The 14,713-nt window shown below is 61.2% G+C and carries 17 protein-coding genes; 11 read left to right on the top strand and 6 right to left on the bottom strand.

All coding sequences use genetic code 11. The features are described from left to right. The first annotated feature begins 31 nt into the window (after positions 1-31). Together L0U81_RS19865 and L0U81_RS19860 are read left to right on the top strand one after the other, a co-directional pair. Positions 32-1,429: an aspartate aminotransferase family protein gene (locus L0U81_RS19865; protein ID WP_233805226.1), complete on the top strand. Its 1,398-nt coding sequence runs from the start codon at positions 32-34 to the stop codon at positions 1,427-1,429. 45 nt (positions 1,430-1,474) lie between these two features. Then, positions 1,475-1,972 carry an Lrp/AsnC family transcriptional regulator gene (locus L0U81_RS19860; protein WP_233805225.1) on the top strand — a complete coding sequence of 166 codons (498 nt, stop codon included), beginning with the start codon at positions 1,475-1,477 and terminating at the stop codon, positions 1,970-1,972. Between the two features lie 24 nt (positions 1,973-1,996). Here the strand turns inward: L0U81_RS19860 and L0U81_RS19855 are convergent, their stop codons facing one another. Further along, complete coding sequence (locus L0U81_RS19855) at positions 1,997-2,929, bottom strand: LysR substrate-binding domain-containing protein (protein ID WP_233805224.1); 933 nt, start codon at positions 2,927-2,929, stop codon at positions 1,997-1,999. A 137-nt stretch (positions 2,930-3,066) separates the two neighbouring features. Between L0U81_RS19855 and L0U81_RS19850 the strand changes: the two genes are divergently transcribed. From L0U81_RS19850 to L0U81_RS19825, 6 genes are all read left to right on the top strand, one after another. Beyond that, positions 3,067-4,149, top strand: coding sequence for a tartrate dehydrogenase (locus L0U81_RS19850; RefSeq protein WP_233805223.1), 1,083 nt, complete (start codon positions 3,067-3,069; stop codon positions 4,147-4,149). A 34-nt stretch (positions 4,150-4,183) separates the two neighbouring features. Then, entirely contained in the window at positions 4,184-5,173 is a 990-nt protein-coding gene (locus L0U81_RS19845) for a succinylglutamate desuccinylase (RefSeq protein WP_442793437.1), read from the top strand. Positions 5,174-5,207: 34 nt separating this feature from the next. Then, a complete protein-coding gene (locus L0U81_RS19840; protein WP_233805221.1) occupies positions 5,208-5,360 on the top strand; it encodes a hypothetical protein in 153 nt (50 codons plus the stop codon). A 124-nt stretch (positions 5,361-5,484) separates the two neighbouring features. Continuing rightward, a complete protein-coding gene (locus L0U81_RS19835) occupies positions 5,485-6,957 on the top strand; it encodes an NAD-dependent succinate-semialdehyde dehydrogenase (protein ID WP_233805220.1) in 1,473 nt (490 codons plus the stop codon). Positions 6,958-6,991: 34 nt separating this feature from the next. Then, positions 6,992-8,179: an aminotransferase class V-fold PLP-dependent enzyme gene (locus L0U81_RS19830; protein WP_233805219.1), complete on the top strand. Its 1,188-nt coding sequence runs from the start codon at positions 6,992-6,994 to the stop codon at positions 8,177-8,179. A gap of 302 nt (positions 8,180-8,481) precedes the next feature. After that, complete coding sequence (locus L0U81_RS19825) at positions 8,482-8,685, top strand: cold-shock protein (protein WP_028225987.1); 204 nt, start codon at positions 8,482-8,484, stop codon at positions 8,683-8,685. Positions 8,686-9,166: 481 nt separating this feature from the next. Here L0U81_RS19825 and L0U81_RS19820 read toward each other — a convergent pair whose 3' ends face one another. The 4 genes from L0U81_RS19820 to L0U81_RS19805 form a co-directional block, all read right to left on the bottom strand. Next, a complete protein-coding gene (locus tag L0U81_RS19820; protein ID WP_233805218.1) occupies positions 9,167-9,469 on the bottom strand; it encodes a hypothetical protein in 303 nt (100 codons plus the stop codon). Positions 9,470-9,503: 34 nt separating this feature from the next. Beyond that, entirely contained in the window at positions 9,504-9,752 is a 249-nt protein-coding gene (locus L0U81_RS19815) for a hypothetical protein (RefSeq protein WP_233805217.1), read from the bottom strand. Between the two features lie 10 nt (positions 9,753-9,762). Next, complete coding sequence (locus L0U81_RS19810; protein WP_233805216.1) at positions 9,763-10,080, bottom strand: hypothetical protein; 318 nt, start codon at positions 10,078-10,080, stop codon at positions 9,763-9,765. A gap of 175 nt (positions 10,081-10,255) precedes the next feature. After that, the gene (locus tag L0U81_RS19805) at positions 10,256-10,543 is read right to left on the bottom strand and encodes a hypothetical protein (RefSeq protein ID WP_233805215.1); all 288 of its coding nucleotides are present in this window, start codon (positions 10,541-10,543) and stop codon (positions 10,256-10,258) included. A 604-nt stretch (positions 10,544-11,147) separates the two neighbouring features. Between L0U81_RS19805 and L0U81_RS19800 the strand changes: the two genes are divergently transcribed. The 3 genes from L0U81_RS19800 to L0U81_RS19790 all read left to right on the top strand — a co-directional run bounded on the left by L0U81_RS19800 (position 11,148) and on the right by L0U81_RS19790 (position 13,908). Beyond that, the gene (locus L0U81_RS19800) at positions 11,148-11,978 is read left to right on the top strand and encodes a 3-keto-5-aminohexanoate cleavage protein (protein WP_233805214.1); all 831 of its coding nucleotides are present in this window, start codon (positions 11,148-11,150) and stop codon (positions 11,976-11,978) included. A 232-nt stretch (positions 11,979-12,210) separates the two neighbouring features. Continuing rightward, a complete protein-coding gene (locus L0U81_RS19795) occupies positions 12,211-13,518 on the top strand; it encodes a tryptophan leader peptide (RefSeq protein ID WP_233805213.1) in 1,308 nt (435 codons plus the stop codon). Positions 13,519-13,578: 60 nt separating this feature from the next. Then, on the top strand, positions 13,579-13,908 hold the full coding sequence (locus L0U81_RS19790) for a hypothetical protein (protein WP_233805212.1): 330 nt from the start codon (positions 13,579-13,581) through the stop codon (positions 13,906-13,908). 16 nt (positions 13,909-13,924) lie between these two features. Here the strand turns inward: L0U81_RS19790 and L0U81_RS19785 are convergent, their stop codons facing one another. After that, on the bottom strand, positions 13,925-14,653 hold the full coding sequence (locus L0U81_RS19785; protein ID WP_233805211.1) for a FadR/GntR family transcriptional regulator: 729 nt from the start codon (positions 14,651-14,653) through the stop codon (positions 13,925-13,927). Positions 14,654-14,713 lie beyond the last annotated feature (60 nt).

Genomic DNA, 14,713 nt, shown 5'->3' with positions numbered 1-14,713 from the left:
CAACAGCCCCTTCCCGCGACGAGAAACCATCATGCCGATTCAATCGCTCATCGAAGCCGACCGCAAGCATCTGATTCACCCGGTCATCAACTACCGCACGCACGAAGCGCACGGCGTCACCGTGCTCGAATCCGCCAGTGGCGCGTTTCTGCGCGACGCGGCCGGCAACGAACTGCTCGACGCGTTCTCCGGACTATGGTGTGTGAACGTGGGCTACGGCCAGCAGAGCATTGTCGACGCAGCCACCGCGCAGATGCAGAAGCTGCCCTACGCGACCGGCTATTTCCATTTCGGCTCCGAGCCGGCAATCGAACTTGCACAAAAGCTGATCGAGCTGTCGCCTGCTTCGCTGCAACATGTGTACTTCACGCTTGGCGGTTCCGATGCGGTGGATTCGGCGCTGCGTTTCATCACGCATTACTTCAACGCGACGGGCCGTCCGTCGAAAAAGCACGTCATCGCACTGCAACGCGGCTATCACGGCTCGTCGACCATGGGCGCCGGGCTCACTGCCCTGCCCGCGTTTCACCGCAATTTCGATCTGCCGCTGCCGAACCAGCATCATCTGCCGTCGCCCTACGCGTACCGCAACGATTTCGCCGACGATGCCGCGCTGATCGCCGCCTCGGTGGGCGCGCTCGAAGCGAAGGTGGCCGAGCTCGGCGCCGACAACGTCGCCGCATTCTTCTGCGAGCCGATCCAGGGTTCGGGCGGAGTAATCGTGCCGCCAGTTGGCTGGCTCAAGGCGATGCGTGAAAGCTGCCGTAAGCTGGGCGTTCTGTTCGTCGCCGATGAGGTCATCACCGGATTCGGCCGCACGGGTCCGCTGTTCGCCTGCGAGGGCGAAAACGTCGAACCCGATCTCATGACGGTGGCCAAGGGCCTGACCGCCGGCTATGCGCCGATGGGCGCCGTGCTGATGTCGGACGAAATCTACCAGGGCATTGCGGACGGCGACGCCGAAGCGGTCGTCGGCCATGGCCATACGTATTCGGCGCATCCGGTGAGCGCGGCCATCGGCCTCGAGGTGCTGCGCCTGTATCACGAAGGCGGGCTGCTCGCGAACGGCGTGGCACGCGCGCCGCGTTTCGCGCGCGGGCTCGACGCGCTGCTCGCGCATCCGTTGGTAGGCGACTCGCGCTACCGCGGCCTGCTCGGCGCACTAGAACTCGTCGCCGACAAGGACAGCAAAGCGCGCTTCGATCCGGCGTTGAAACTGTCCGAACGGATCGCCGCCGCCGCGTATGAAAACCGCCTGGTTTTCCGCGCCTTCGGCGACAACATTCTCGGTTTCGCACCGGCGCTCTCGTACACCGAAGCCGAGTTCGATCTGATGTTCGAAAGGCTCGAAAAGACCCTCGATGACGTTCTCGCACAAGCCGACGTACGCGCCGCGTTGAAGGTCAAAACTCATGCGGCTGCATGCTAGAGTGGAGGGTCATCCTGGATCCATCGCGGGAGCGACAACGTTACGATGAGCAGCGACTGTAAGCTAGACCGGATTGACCTGCGCATACTTTCCCAGTTGCAGAAGAAAGGCCGTATAACCAACGTCGAGCTTGCCGACGCGGTCGGGCTGTCGCCCAGTCCTTGCCTGATCCGGGTCAAGCGTCTGGAGAAAGCCGGCTACATCATCGGCTATGGTGCGCAGATCCAGCTCGAAAAGCTCGGCGACGTGCAGATCGTCTTCACCGAAGTCACGCTCGCCGACCATCGGCGGGAAGACTTCATCAAGTTCGTGAACGCGATTCGCGACATCGACGAGATCGTCGAGTGCCATCTGGCGAGCGGCGGCTATGACTATCTGCTGAAGTTCGTGACGCGCAGCGTGAGCCATTACCAGAGCATCGTGGAAGGTTTGCTGGAACGCGATATCGGTATCGCGAAGTACTTCAGCTACGTGATCATCAAGTCGCCGTTCGTGAAGAGTCATTACCCGCTCGAAACGTTGTTCTCGCAGAATCATCATTAGGCTTTCAACGCTCGCGTGGCGTGATTAACGCTCGGCATCTCCGTCGGCCGGTGGACTCCACTGCGCGAATTCCTCGCTCAGAAAGTCCAGGCAAACCCGTACCTTCGCTGACTGCGCAAGCCGCGCCGGATACACCGCCCACAGATTCGCCGGTTGCGTGACCTCGGGCAGTACCTGCTGCAACTGGCCGCTTTCGAGCAGCGGCCGCACGTCCCACATCGACCGCAGCACGATGCCGCGTCCGGCGAGCGCCCACTGAACCGCCGCCTCGCCATGATTGGTCGACAACGGTCCCGTGACCTTGATCGAGACCACCTCGCCGCGCACTGTCAAACGCCATAGACCGAACGGATGGTCGCGCTCCTTGATCGCAAGACACGCATGCGATGAAAGCTCTGCAAGCTGGCGCGGAGCGCCATGCCTCGCAAGGTAGCCTGGCGACGCACACAGCACGCGATGATTCGACGCGAGCCGCCGCGCGATCAGATGCGGCGCAATCTCGTCGCCGATGCGCACATCCAGGTCGAAGCCTTCGCCGCCCACGTCGACGAGACGGTCGAACAGATCGAGCCGCACGCTCAACTGCGGATAGCGCTCGGAGAAGCGCGCAAGCGCAGGCGCGACGAAGCGCCGGCCGAAGCCGAAGCTGCTGGAAATGCGCAGCTTGCCGGCGGGAATGCGGCGCGTGGTGGAGACGTCTTCCACGAGCTGATCGACGTCGTCGAGAATCTTTTCCGCCCACGTATAAACTCGCTCGCCCGCTTCCGTGATCGCCACCCGCCGCGTGGAACGGTGCAGCAAACGCGTACCGAGCGTTGTCTCGAGCACATTGATGCGTTTGCTGACATACGCCGCGGACACCGACAAGGCTTCCGCCGCCGCGCTGAAACTGGCCTTGCGCGCCACTTCACAGAACACGCGCAAATCGCCGAGATCGGGTGATGGGTCAACGCTCATAGATTGATGACTGGCGGCGCGGTTTATACACGAATCGTGCACAGTGGCTTAACTGAAGCGACCATTTTAGTCTCAAACAGCGGGAATAAAATAACCGTTATCGAATCGTCAAGAAGTCCCCAACGGAGAAGCACAAAATGTCGAAGAAATACCGGATTGCCGTCATCCCCGGCGACGGCATCGGCGCCGAGGTGATGCCCGAAGCGCTGCGCGTACTCGAGGTCGCGACCCAACGCTTCGGCATCGAGCTCGAGTATCAGCACATCGAGTGGGCAAGCTGCGACTACTACGCGAAGCACGGCAAGATGATGCCGGACGACTGGAAAGCGCAACTGCAATCGGCCGATGCGATCCTGTTCGGCGCGGTCGGCTGGCCCGATACCGTGCCCGATCACATCTCGCTGTGGGGGTCGCTGCTGAAGTTTCGCCGCGAGTTCGACCAGTATGTGAATCTGCGGCCCGCACGGCTGTTTGCAGGCGTGCCGTCGCCGCTCGCGGGACGCAAGGCCGGCGACATCGATTTCTGGATCGTGCGCGAGAATACCGAGGGCGAGTATTCGTCGGTGGGCGGCGTGATGTTCGAAGGCACCGAGCGCGAATTCGTGCTGCAGGAGTCGGTGTTCACGCGGCACGGAAGCGAGCGTGTGCTGAAGTTCGCGTTCGATCTCGCGCAGCGCCGCGCGCGCAAGAAAATCACCGTCGCGACGAAAAGCAACGGCATCGCGATCAGCATGCCCTGGTGGGACAAATGCGCGGCCGCTATCGCCGTGCAGTATCCGGACGTCAGCTGGGACAAGCAGCACATCGACATCCTGTGCGCGCGGTTCGTGCTGAACCCGGACCGCTTCGACGTGGTCGTCGCGACCAATCTGTTCGGCGACATCCTGTCCGATCTGGGCCCCGCGTGCACGGGCACGATCGGCCTCGCGCCGTCGGGCAACCTGAATCCGGACCGCAAGTTTCCGTCGCTGTTCGAGCCGGTGCACGGCTCGGCACCCGACATCGCGGGCAAACACATCGCGAATCCGATCGCGATGATCTGGTCGGCCGCGATGATGCTCGACTTCCTCGGCCATTCGGGCGGCAAGGAGCGCGACGCGCACGACGCGATCCTGAAAGCGATCGAGGCGACGCTGATCGAAGGTCCGCACACCGGCGACCTCGGTGGCAAGGCGAACACGACCGAAGTCGGCGAGGCGATCGCGGCAAAACTTGCCTGAACAGCCCACTCACTCTATATCAGGACACTCCCCCGTGAGCACGGAAGCCTATCCCATCGAAGTCGAATTCCCCGATATTTCGGTTCACGAACAATCGGCGTCCGGCATTGCCTACGTCCATACGTTCGACTCGGACGCACTGGGTCCACACGTGATGATCAATGCGCTCACGCACGGCAACGAGGTGTGCGGCGCGATCGTCGTCGATGAATTGCTGCGGCGCGGGTTGCGGCCCCGGCGCGGGCGCCTCACGCTGTCGTTCGCGAATGTCGCCGCGTACCAGCGCTTCGATCCCGCGAATCCCGATGCCGCGCGCTTCGTCGATCAGGACTTCAACCGCGTCTGGACCGCCGCCGTGCTCGACGACGCGTCGCGCACGTCGAGCGAACTCGAGCGCGCGCGGGCGATGCGCCCGGTGGTCGAAACGGTCGACGCGTTGCTCGACCTGCATTCGATGCACGAGCGGTGCAAGCCGCTGATCGTCGCGGGACCGCTGCAAAAAGGCATCGACCTCGCGGTACGGCTCGGCACGCCCGCCACGGTGATCTGCGACGAAGGCCATCCCGAAGGCCGCCGCATGCGCGACTACGAAGGGTTCGGCGACGCCGCGAGCCCGAAGAACGCGCTGCTGATCGAATGCGGCCAGCATTGGGAGCGCAGTGCGGTGGCAGTCGCGCGCGATACGGCTGCGCGCTTCCTGCTGCTGTCCGGTGTGATCGACGAAACGGATCTGCCGCCGGGGTGGCTCGCGCCGTTGCCGCCCGCGCAGCAGATCGTGCGCGTGACGCAGCCGGTCGTCGCGACGAGCATGGACTTCAGCTTCGCCGCGGCGTACACCGGCCTCGAGGTTTTCGCCGAGGCGGGCGCCGTGATCGGCTGGTCGAACGGCGAGCCGGTGTGCACGCCCTACGACAACTGCATCCTCGTGATGCCTTCGCTGCGGCAGTTGCGTCCCGGTGTGACCGTCGTGCGGTTGGGCAGGATCGAGCAGACGGTGACGAACACCCAAACCCGCGGCCAATGAAGCAGGCCGCGCCCACTCTGGAGCTAACGTAAAGATGAAGGTGCAGCAACTCAAGCAAAGCGTGAATCTGCGGAATCTCGAAGACTGGGGCAAGGTTGGACTGCCCGGCGCGAGTTCGCAGCAGAAAATGCTGTGGCACGTCGAAAATAAGTGTCGCGCTCTCGGCGAACTACTACTCGTTGAATAAATCGGCGGCGTCGCACGCGTAGCATTCATCCTTCAGAACCCTCGCATCATTCATTCACCCTTGCACCGGCCTGCGCGCCGCCGCATGCCCCGGCTTGCCCAGGGCCCTATGAAGGAGTCGTTCGATGTCTCTCGCACTCACCCGCAGCGATCTGATTCGCCGACACAATTTCATTGACGGACAATGGACCGGCGCGTTCAACGGCGCCTGCTTCGCGGTCAGCAATCCAGCCACCGGCGAGACCATCGCCGAGGTACCCGATAGCAGCAGCGCCGAAGCACGGGCCGCCGCCGACGCCGCAGCGCACGCGTTTCCCGCCTGGCGCGACATGCTTCCGCGCGAGCGAGCGGAGATTCTGCGGCGCTGGCATGAATTGATCGTCGCCAACACCGAAGACCTCGCCAGGCTGATGTCGATGGAGCAAGGCAAGCCGCTCACGGAGAGCCGTGGAGAAGTCGCATACGGCGCGTCGTACGTGGCCTGGTTCGCCGACGAAGCGACACGCATCTACGGCGATCTGATTCCGCAGCAGCAGCGCGGCAAGCGTATGACTGCAGTAAAGGAACCGGTCGGCGTGGTCGCGGCGATCACGCCGTGGAATTTCCCGCTGGCGATGATTGCTCGCAAGATCGCGCCCGCGCTCGCGGCCGGTTGCACCGTTATCGCCAAACCCGCCGAGGACACGCCGCTCACCGCACTCGCGCTTGCAGCGCTCGCCCAGGAAGCCGGCTTACCCGATGGTGTGCTGAACATGCTATCGGCGTCGCGCAAACAAGGCGTGATCGCAGTCGCCGACTGGCTCGCCGATCCGCGCGTGCGCAAAATCACGTTCACCGGGTCCACGCCGGTGGGCAAGCATCTCGCGCGCGAAGCTGCCGGCACGCTGAAGCGGCTGTCACTTGAACTCGGCGGCAACGCGCCCTTCATCGTCTTCGAAGACGCCGACCTGGACGCAGCCGTTACCGGATTGATGGCGGCGAAATTCCGCAACGGCGGCCAGACATGTGTGTGCCCGAATCGCGTCTATGTGCACGCCAGCGTCTACACAGACTTCGCGAATCTGCTGGCAAAGCGCGTCACCGCCCTGAAGGTCGGGCCCGCAACGGACGCGGGCGCGCAAATCGGCCCGATGATCAACGCGCGTGCGGTCGACAAGATCGCTCACCATGTCGAGGACGCGGTCCAGCGCGGCGCGACCGTGCTGGTGGGCGGAAGGCGTCTGACGGAACTCGGCGCGAACTTCTACGCGCCGACCGTGCTAACTGATGCTAACGACGACATGCGATTCTGCAGCGAAGAAACCTTCGGGCCGATCGCGCCGTTGTTTCGCTTCAATGACGAAGCAGAGGCGGTCCGCCTCGCAAACTCCACCCCATACGGGCTCGCCGCTTATTTCTACACGCAGGACGTACGGCGCATCAACCGTGTCGCCGGGCAGCTCGAGGTGGGCGTACTAGGTATCAATGAAGGCGCGGTATCGAGCGAGGCGGCGCCGTTTGGCGGCGTGAAGGAATCCGGTTACGGCCGTGAAGGCTCGAAGTACGGGCTCGACGACTACCAGGCGGTCAAGTACATGTGCCAGGGCGGCCTGAATTGATCTCCGGGGGGACAGAAGAAATGGAGATTTGCGGATGAACGTGGAAACCTCGTCAAGCAGCGATCTCTCAGGTGAGCGATTCTGGGAGAACGTTCGAGCTGCATATCCAATGCAGCAACCATTGATGAATCTGAACAATGCGGCGGTCAGCCCCCCGCCAATTGTCGTCGAACAGGCCACCATCGATGCCTACCGGTTCGTCAGCCGGAATCCTGACGTCAATATGTGGAGCAAGCTGGACGCCGCCCTGCCGTCGGTCAAGGAACAACTTGCGGCGTTGGCGGATTGCAGTCCAGAAGAGATTGCGTTGAATCGCAACTCATCAGAAGGCTTGTCGACGGTGATCTTCGGCCTGCCCTTGTCGGCAGGCGATCAGGTGTTGATCTCCGAGTGGGACTATCCGAGTGCGCGTGCCGCATGGATGCAACGCCAGCAGAGGGAGCGAATCACGGTCGCGAGCGTGGACTTCGATGTCATGGGCAGTGACGACGAAATCGTCAGGGCGTATGAAGAAGCGATGACTTCCAGCACGCGCGTGATATTGCTTACCCATATGCTGCACTGGACTGGTCGGCTCTTGCCGGTCAAACGCATATGTGAGCTGGCGCGCGAGAGGAAGATCATCACCATCGTCGACGGCGCCCAGACGTTTGCGCAAATGCCGGTCAGCTTCCGTGATCTCGATTGCGACTTCTTCATCACCAGCCTTCATAAGTGGTTATGTGCACCGGTCGGCAATGGCATGTTGATCGTCAGGGCAAACCGCATCGATGAAACGTGGCCACTGCTAGCCCCGTTTGACACGCCGCCGCTGCGCATCGATAAGTTCGATCACTGGAATCTCGGCACTTACAATTCAGCGCTGCAGGCAGGAATCGCACCGGCGCTGGAATTTCATCGAAAGATCGGCCCCACGAAAATCCACGCGCGGTTGAAGGAGCTTAGCCATTACTGGATTGAACTCGCCCACCATATCCCTGGCTTCACGCTACACACGCCGTTGAACGCGGACCTGGGAGCGGTCAGCCTATTCTCGATCGCCAATGTCGATTCAAGGAAGGTCGAGCAGGCGCTTCTGGAGCGCCACCAGATTCATGTGAAGTATCGTCAGGCACGGCACATCGAAGGACTTCGCGTGTCACCGCACATCTACATGCTGAAGACCGATATGAACGCTTTTGTGTCTGCGCTGGCACAAGTAGTCCATACGAGCCGCGGATAACCTTGCGGATTCAATCGACTGGTGCCGCAACGGAGGCCGGCAGCTTGATCGGCTCCCTCTGGTGTGAGAGCCCGCTGAGGTGGCGATCCGACCATTGCGGAAGGCCGGTGCGAAACATTTACAAGATATGTGTTGACCCGACACGCGAACGCGGTTATGGTGGCGACCGAAGTTCAAGAAGTCCGATTGCTGTTCATCAATGTCTCGCTATTCCCAGCGGTATTCGTTGTCCTCTCCCTCCTTGACGCTTCGTGCGCTCGTTACCTGAGCAAGTTTTCAATTTTTTTCGTCAAGGATTCTTCATGGATACCGGTACAGTTAAGTGGTTCAACGACAGCAAGGGTTTTGGCTTCATCACCCCGGACAAGGGTGGCGACGACCTCTTCGCGCATTTCTCGGAAATTCGCAGCGACGGTTTCAAAACACTGGCTGAAAACCAGAAGGTGAGCTTCGAAACGAAGCAAGGCCCGAAGGGTCTGCAAGCGGCTAACATCAAGCCGCTGTAAGTTGGAAAAGCCCGCTATACGGCAACCGTTAGCGGGCTGCAGCGACATCCTCGCGGAGCTTCGTCTCCCACAGTTGGCGCAATCAATTTTCGGCAATAGTGGTTCAAACAGATTGCCAAGCTCCCAACTCTTCGGTAGACGCCATATTCCCCTTCCGGCCGCAGCGCCGAATTGTTCGCTTCCCGACTCAGTCTGGATTCGGTTCGCAATGGCTTTGAGCAGCTTGTCTGCCTCGCCCGATTAACGAACTCCAAACGGAGCGGCTACGCACTGAAACATCATTAAATTACAGAATAAACAACAAACGTACTCATCATTACAACGGCTATACCGTCGAACTGTCGGCGCATCGTTTGCCTTGTGGCAACTTCTCGTCTGACCTGCTGCTCGAACGTGCGGGCTGCGCCCGCCATTGGGTCGACAATCGAGGCTGAGTAAGTCAAATCAGGGGTCTCAGGACTGCGCCGGGAAATCGACTACTTTAAGTGGGCGAAAAAACAATCGCCCCGCGGTCTTCGAAGTGCGTGAAACTCCGAATGAACCGGTATTTCTGACCATCGATCTCTATCCGGTTGGAACCAGAATGGGTCATTTTGAGAATGTCGCCCGCAGTAAGCGCAGCTATCACGCCAAAATACTGCCAGTGCCCCTGATCTTCTGTGACCCTGCCAATGTACATAGCGCAAAGGCCATCGCACCCTTGCATCATAATGACGCTGCCGCTCGTATCGAGCGAAAGCTCAAGATATTCGGCCAGCGTCGAGAGCGCATCATTAGTCGCCACGTAAATTCCCCATGGGCATGGGAGCCCATGCTTGTCACACACGAGGATCGCCGGACGCTCGCTGCCACGAACTCCGGTGCTTCTCGATCCATTCCGCGGCCCAACCGGCGGCAAAGCGAATCGCATCCTCGCGCACGTCGAAGCCGGCCAGATCTCCACTTGAATGGACGTCGTACTCGCGCCCGTCGTCGCCACTACTAGAGATTCTCGCATGCGCGATATATTCACCGTCGGCCCGACGTGGCGTGGGATCGACACGAAAAATTGCCGGGTACGCGTCCATCAGTTTCTCCTCACCGCATGCTGCGGAGACGGCCTCGCCCGTTGGACAACCGGCACGAGACCGGATTCGACCCACGCCCGATGTGTTGCCGATCCGGCCGCGTCGCATGGTTTCGGGCGATCGCAATACGCAGCCTTTCGCGCCTTAACCTGCACAGCCGCAGTTGCGCCTCGAGAAACGTCAGCGTGTCGTGATGCGGAAAGATCGTCGTGCCCGTTCCCTCGCGTTCATCGATAGATAGCCGACAGGTATTCAGTTCTCTTTCCCGGAGTACGACTTCGGCCTCCACACTGCGATGCTGCATGATCAGATCGTCGAGTCGGGACATGGCATCTCATTAGATCAGTCGTTCGAAAAACGCGCTTTCGTGGACAAGCGCTGCATGCAAAGCAATCACGTGCACGCGGCCAGCCGTCTGAAAAAGCGTCGGCAAACGCAATTCGAAACGAAGGACGGCGCGCCGCTGCTCGCGAATCACGCAGGGCCGAAAAGAACCCGCTTCCCTACTCACCATCCCAGATGGTCTTGCCCGGAGTGCATTCGTCGATAAGGAGTTCGCCGTAAGCAGTTGAGGCGCGCCTCGCATCACCGGTACACAAAAATGGCCTCTCGACGTGGAGGTGAAAGACGCGGCTTCTTGCCTTGAGCCCGTCACCATCGGGCTCCTTGATCCGGACTGCCGCGTCGAAGCCTTCATCGTAGTCGTGGGCCGAACCGGGCCGCGTGGCCACGTGCAGAAAAATAAGCGGACAAACTTCCAGTCCTTTGTACAGGTGAATACCGTCTGCCATAGTTACCTCTGTTTCGCCGCGCTGAGGCGGCACGTTTTCGGGAGGCTAGCGGCAACCGGTCGTTGTCCAGCGACCATATTCGCGCAGAAACCTGGGGGCACCTTCACGATGGCGCATACGCCGACCGCAAATGGGTTTTATGGCGAGCGCGAGCATCGGGCACCAAACTCATACTACGCGCAGCGCCGACCTGCGTCGCGGAATATTCTCAGCGTCTGGATGGCAATTCTCGCCGTCATCGTTCAGGTAACTTCTGCTGACGCAAGAGCGGGCGTCGGGCCGGGTCCGTCAGTCTTGCGGGTAGATTGTCTTTAGAATTCGGCGTAGCTGTCCGTCACGAGGCTCACCGATGCGCTCCTTCTGAGCGCGAAACCGCAAGCCATACCCTATAAGCTCGCTGGCCCCGTTTCGATGTACGCTCCGGCTCGTTTTCCCCAACGTGGCGCAAATGATGTCGAAATCGCGCCCCGGACTCGATTCACTTCCTATCATGTAATTCGAACGCGGCGAACAAGCCGCCAGACGAACATGATGCGGCACGGTCATGCCGGGTTCCAGCCGCTCGTGGACCTGGCGCCTATCTACCCGTTATAAGGCCATCGATATGAACACGCCATGCATCATTACCGTCGCCATCACCGGTTCCGTGCCCCGCAAAAAGGACAACCCGGCCGTGCCCATCTCGGTCGCCGAACAGATCGAAAGCACGCAGGGAGCGTTCGAGGCCGGCGCCACGCTGGTCCATCTGCACGTGCGCGACGAGAACGAGAATTCGAGCTCCGATCACACCCGCTTTGCGCAGCTTCAGGAAGGGATTCGCAAGCACTGCCCCGGTATGATCATCCAGTTTTCGACGGGCGGCCGCGGCCGGTCGTTCGAGCAACGCGGCTCGATGCTCGACCTGCGTCCGGATATGGCGTCGCTCGCGACGGGCTCGGTCAACTTTCCGACGACCGTTTATGAAAACCCGCCCGACTTCGTCCGTTCGCTTGCATCGATGATGCTCCAGCACAACGTGAAACCGGAGATCGAGATTTTCGATCTGGCCATGCTGTACAGCACGGTCGATCTCGTGCAGCAAGGACTACTGAAGTCGCCAGTGCACGTGCAGTTCGTGCTCGGCGTGAAGAATGCGCTGCCGGCGCGGCGCGAAATTCTCGAGTTCGAGGTCAAGCAGCTCGCGGCCTTGCTGCCGGACGCGACGTGGACCGCTGCCGGCATCGGCCGGCATCAGCTGGAGGTCAACCACTGGACGCTGGAAATGGGTGGCCATGTCCGCACCGGCCTTGAAGACAACGTGCGCTGGGACAAGGACACGCTCGCGGCGAGCAACGCACAACTGGTGGAACGCGTCGCGTCGCTGTGCGGCGAATATCAGCGCCCGGTCGCGACGGCCGCGCAGGCCCGCGAGCTGCTCGGCCTGCCTCAGGCCTGAATCCACGGGGCGCGCAACGGCGCAACGCCTGCGTCCCGGAGCAGCCCGGGAGCAGGCGGAGAAAGCCTGAATCATGGCGGCAAGAATCGATCCAATACTGATTGACCCTCATTGCGTTTTGCGCCGCTACGAACGCCGCCGGGCCGCGAGGTCATCCGGCAGTTTACGCTCCCCACCGAGTGTGCAAGTATCCTTGCCAAGGTGTATCCCGCACATCTTTGCGAGGTCCCAGATGGCCTGGAAACTTTGGAAAACCGAGAAGCAGCAGGACGACACGCGCAACTGGCCGAGCGGTACGCACGAGTCGTTAAAACAGCTTCTGGATATGTACCTGAACAGCGACTCGGCACCATTTGCGAACTGGGCCGCACCGGGGATTACCTTCCCCCCCGATGTCGAAGCGCTTGCCCGCAACGGGGTCCGGGGATATCAGCTTGCCCTCTGGTTCTGGCTTTTTGCCGAGAAGCACGGCTCTATCGCGGCAAAAATGGTGCGTGAATCTTTTTGCCTGCTGGCCGACGCAATGCAGGCATCATCCGGCGACAGGATCGACGCGCTCCTCGAACTCGAAAACCGCCTCGCGCATTCTGTCGAGGGCCTTTCCGCTCAACAGTCCACCTTTCGGCTGGAGAGTCTGTCCGTGGAGCTACCGACAGAGTTTTTCCTGGCTACGGGCTTGCTCCGGCTCGCACCGGACTCGCCTTATGCCGGAAGCGAGGGCTCCAGTCTGCAAGGTAACGACTTCAAGCTGGCCGATTGTTTTCGCCATGCAACCGAGGAGGGACTGTCGATCTTCCGGCCGATGATCGACGCGGTCGACTTTGACGCAAAATCGCTGCCCGACTGGAAGTGGAGCGCTCATCCCGGCGCCGCCGAGCGCCATCTGCAACGACGTCACAACAATCCGCTATTTTCGCTGCATCGCCAGATGGTGACGGCCCACGAGGTCTTTGAAGCACGTCTTGCCGATGCCCAGTCGCTTCAGGACATCAGGAGCGCGCTCAATGAGACTAGCCGCTCGTTCTCCGGGACGACCGAACTGCCGCTGAACTGGCAGTCCTTTCTCGAAGGATACCGGGACCACGTCGACAGACTCGATGAACGCCGCCTCGTCGCCGGCGGACAGAGCACGTCCCTCGCAGAGGCCATTGGAAAATTGCGCACCGACATTCTCGCGACCTGGCGCGCTTCGATTCACAAGAACCCGCACAGTCTCGCCACCCTGGAGCAGGAAGAAGCGAAACGGGCCAAGCGACGGACGTTGCTGTATGAATGCCACTGGACCGCCCAGCTGTTGGGTCACGGGTCCGCGATTCCGCCGGAAGAGGTCGTTCCTGCCCTGCTGAGCGAGTCCGCCCCCGAACTGGAAAAGGCAGTGACCGGCCTGCAAAGCGAACCGCGACTGCACGAGACGCTTGCCCAGTGTCGCGCAACTGCGCATCGGCTCGTCAACGAGCTTCGCGCGGCGGGTCACCCTCTTCGCGAGATCGACGACAAGCTTCGCATTCTGGATGGCGCGCCCGGGAAGTTACCGGACTGATCACCTTCGCGGTGAGCCATGCCTTGTCACCTTTGCCTTGCACAACTACAAAGGCCACTTATGAATTCGCCCTCTCGCGATCCTCTCGATACAGCCACAGAGGCGGCGTCGACACTTTCAGAATATCTGGAGCTTTCGCTAGACCAGGGAAAGAGCCTGATTCTGGTTCGCTCTCAAGGCGAAAAGAGCGATGTCTACCTGGGTGAACCCGGCGAGCCGGATGCAGACTTGATAAGCTGCGCGGCCATTCGGAACGCGGTGGTCCACGCCATTCTGGAGTCCACGCGCTCGGGACTGAACGAATTGGTCATTGATGGACAGACCTACCGTTTCGTTCGGACCTTCGCGCAGGTTGCCGAGCATGGCGCCATCGTTTTTACACCCGCATAGACAGCCGGAACATGAGCTAACGCCAGGCCTGCGTGAACTCACCGATTACGCGCGCAAGATGCGCCTGCATCGCCGTGCGCGCAGCGCTCGCGTCCCGGGCCATGATCGCCGCAAAGATGCGCTGATGGTCGTCCTGTGAAGCCGCCCGCAACGCGGGAGTATGGAAGTGCTCCTCGATCTTTTTCCACAACGGGTCGGCGCGGGAGTTGTCCCATATCGCGGTCACCACGAGCACGAGCATTTCGTTTCCCGTCGCGCGCGCAATCGCCAGATGAAAATCGCGGTCAGCGGCCTCGTTCGCAGCCTTGTCCTCCATGTTTTCGCACATTGCGCGCAACGCGGCGAAGAGCCGGTCGAGGTCCGAATCTTTGCGTTCGGTAGCAGCGAGCGCCGCGATCCCGCTTTCGATCACCGACCGCGCGCGCAGCGTCTCGATCGGGCCCAGTCCGCTCGGCAGTCTGAACATGGCGGAGCGCGCCTGCGCTGCTTCGGCCACATAGATGCCCGACCCAACACGGACCTCAACCACGCCCTGCACTTCCAGCGCGATGATCGCCTCCCTCACCTGCGTGCGGCTCACGCCAAAACGCTCGGCTAGCGTGCGCTCGGAAGGCAGGCGCGCACCCGGCCCGAAGTCGCCAGCCGCGATCAGGTCGTGGATCTGTTTCGCGAGCCCGACATAGGAACGGTCGGTCGCGTCCGCATCGGCGGCGCGGCCGGCTAACGTGTGCGAAAGATCGGCCATCCGGGAGTCTCGAAAGCGTCGAAGCCGCCAGGGAGCGGTGGCTCGAGTTCGCGAGAATGG

It is taken from the genome of Paraburkholderia sp. HP33-1 (genome assembly GCF_021390595.1).
In the GTDB taxonomy this organism is placed as follows: domain Bacteria; phylum Pseudomonadota; class Gammaproteobacteria; order Burkholderiales; family Burkholderiaceae; genus Paraburkholderia.
This window is presented reverse-complemented; position numbering and strand designations above follow the sequence as displayed.

Coding starts and splice junctions, on each gene's coding strand:
- L0U81_RS19865 (WP_233805226.1), top strand. CDS start 32: ATGCCGATTCAATCGCTCATCGAAGCCGACCGCAAGCATCTGATTCAC.
- L0U81_RS19860 (WP_233805225.1), top strand. CDS start 1,475: ATGAGCAGCGACTGTAAGCTAGACCGGATTGACCTGCGCATACTTTCC.
- L0U81_RS19855 (WP_233805224.1), bottom strand. CDS start 2,929: ATGAGCGTTGACCCATCACCCGATCTCGGCGATTTGCGCGTGTTCTGT.
- L0U81_RS19850 (WP_233805223.1), top strand. CDS start 3,067: ATGTCGAAGAAATACCGGATTGCCGTCATCCCCGGCGACGGCATCGGC.
- L0U81_RS19840 (WP_233805221.1), top strand. CDS start 5,208: ATGAAGGTGCAGCAACTCAAGCAAAGCGTGAATCTGCGGAATCTCGAA.
- L0U81_RS19835 (WP_233805220.1), top strand. CDS start 5,485: ATGTCTCTCGCACTCACCCGCAGCGATCTGATTCGCCGACACAATTTC.
- L0U81_RS19830 (WP_233805219.1), top strand. CDS start 6,992: ATGAACGTGGAAACCTCGTCAAGCAGCGATCTCTCAGGTGAGCGATTC.
- L0U81_RS19825 (WP_028225987.1), top strand. CDS start 8,482: ATGGATACCGGTACAGTTAAGTGGTTCAACGACAGCAAGGGTTTTGGC.
- L0U81_RS19815 (WP_233805217.1), bottom strand. CDS start 9,752: ATGGACGCGTACCCGGCAATTTTTCGTGTCGATCCCACGCCACGTCGG.
- L0U81_RS19810 (WP_233805216.1), bottom strand. CDS start 10,080: ATGTCCCGACTCGACGATCTGATCATGCAGCATCGCAGTGTGGAGGCC.
- L0U81_RS19805 (WP_233805215.1), bottom strand. CDS start 10,543: ATGGCAGACGGTATTCACCTGTACAAAGGACTGGAAGTTTGTCCGCTT.
- L0U81_RS19800 (WP_233805214.1), top strand. CDS start 11,148: ATGAACACGCCATGCATCATTACCGTCGCCATCACCGGTTCCGTGCCC.
- L0U81_RS19795 (WP_233805213.1), top strand. CDS start 12,211: ATGGCCTGGAAACTTTGGAAAACCGAGAAGCAGCAGGACGACACGCGC.
- L0U81_RS19790 (WP_233805212.1), top strand. CDS start 13,579: ATGAATTCGCCCTCTCGCGATCCTCTCGATACAGCCACAGAGGCGGCG.
- L0U81_RS19785 (WP_233805211.1), bottom strand. CDS start 14,653: ATGGCCGATCTTTCGCACACGTTAGCCGGCCGCGCCGCCGATGCGGAC.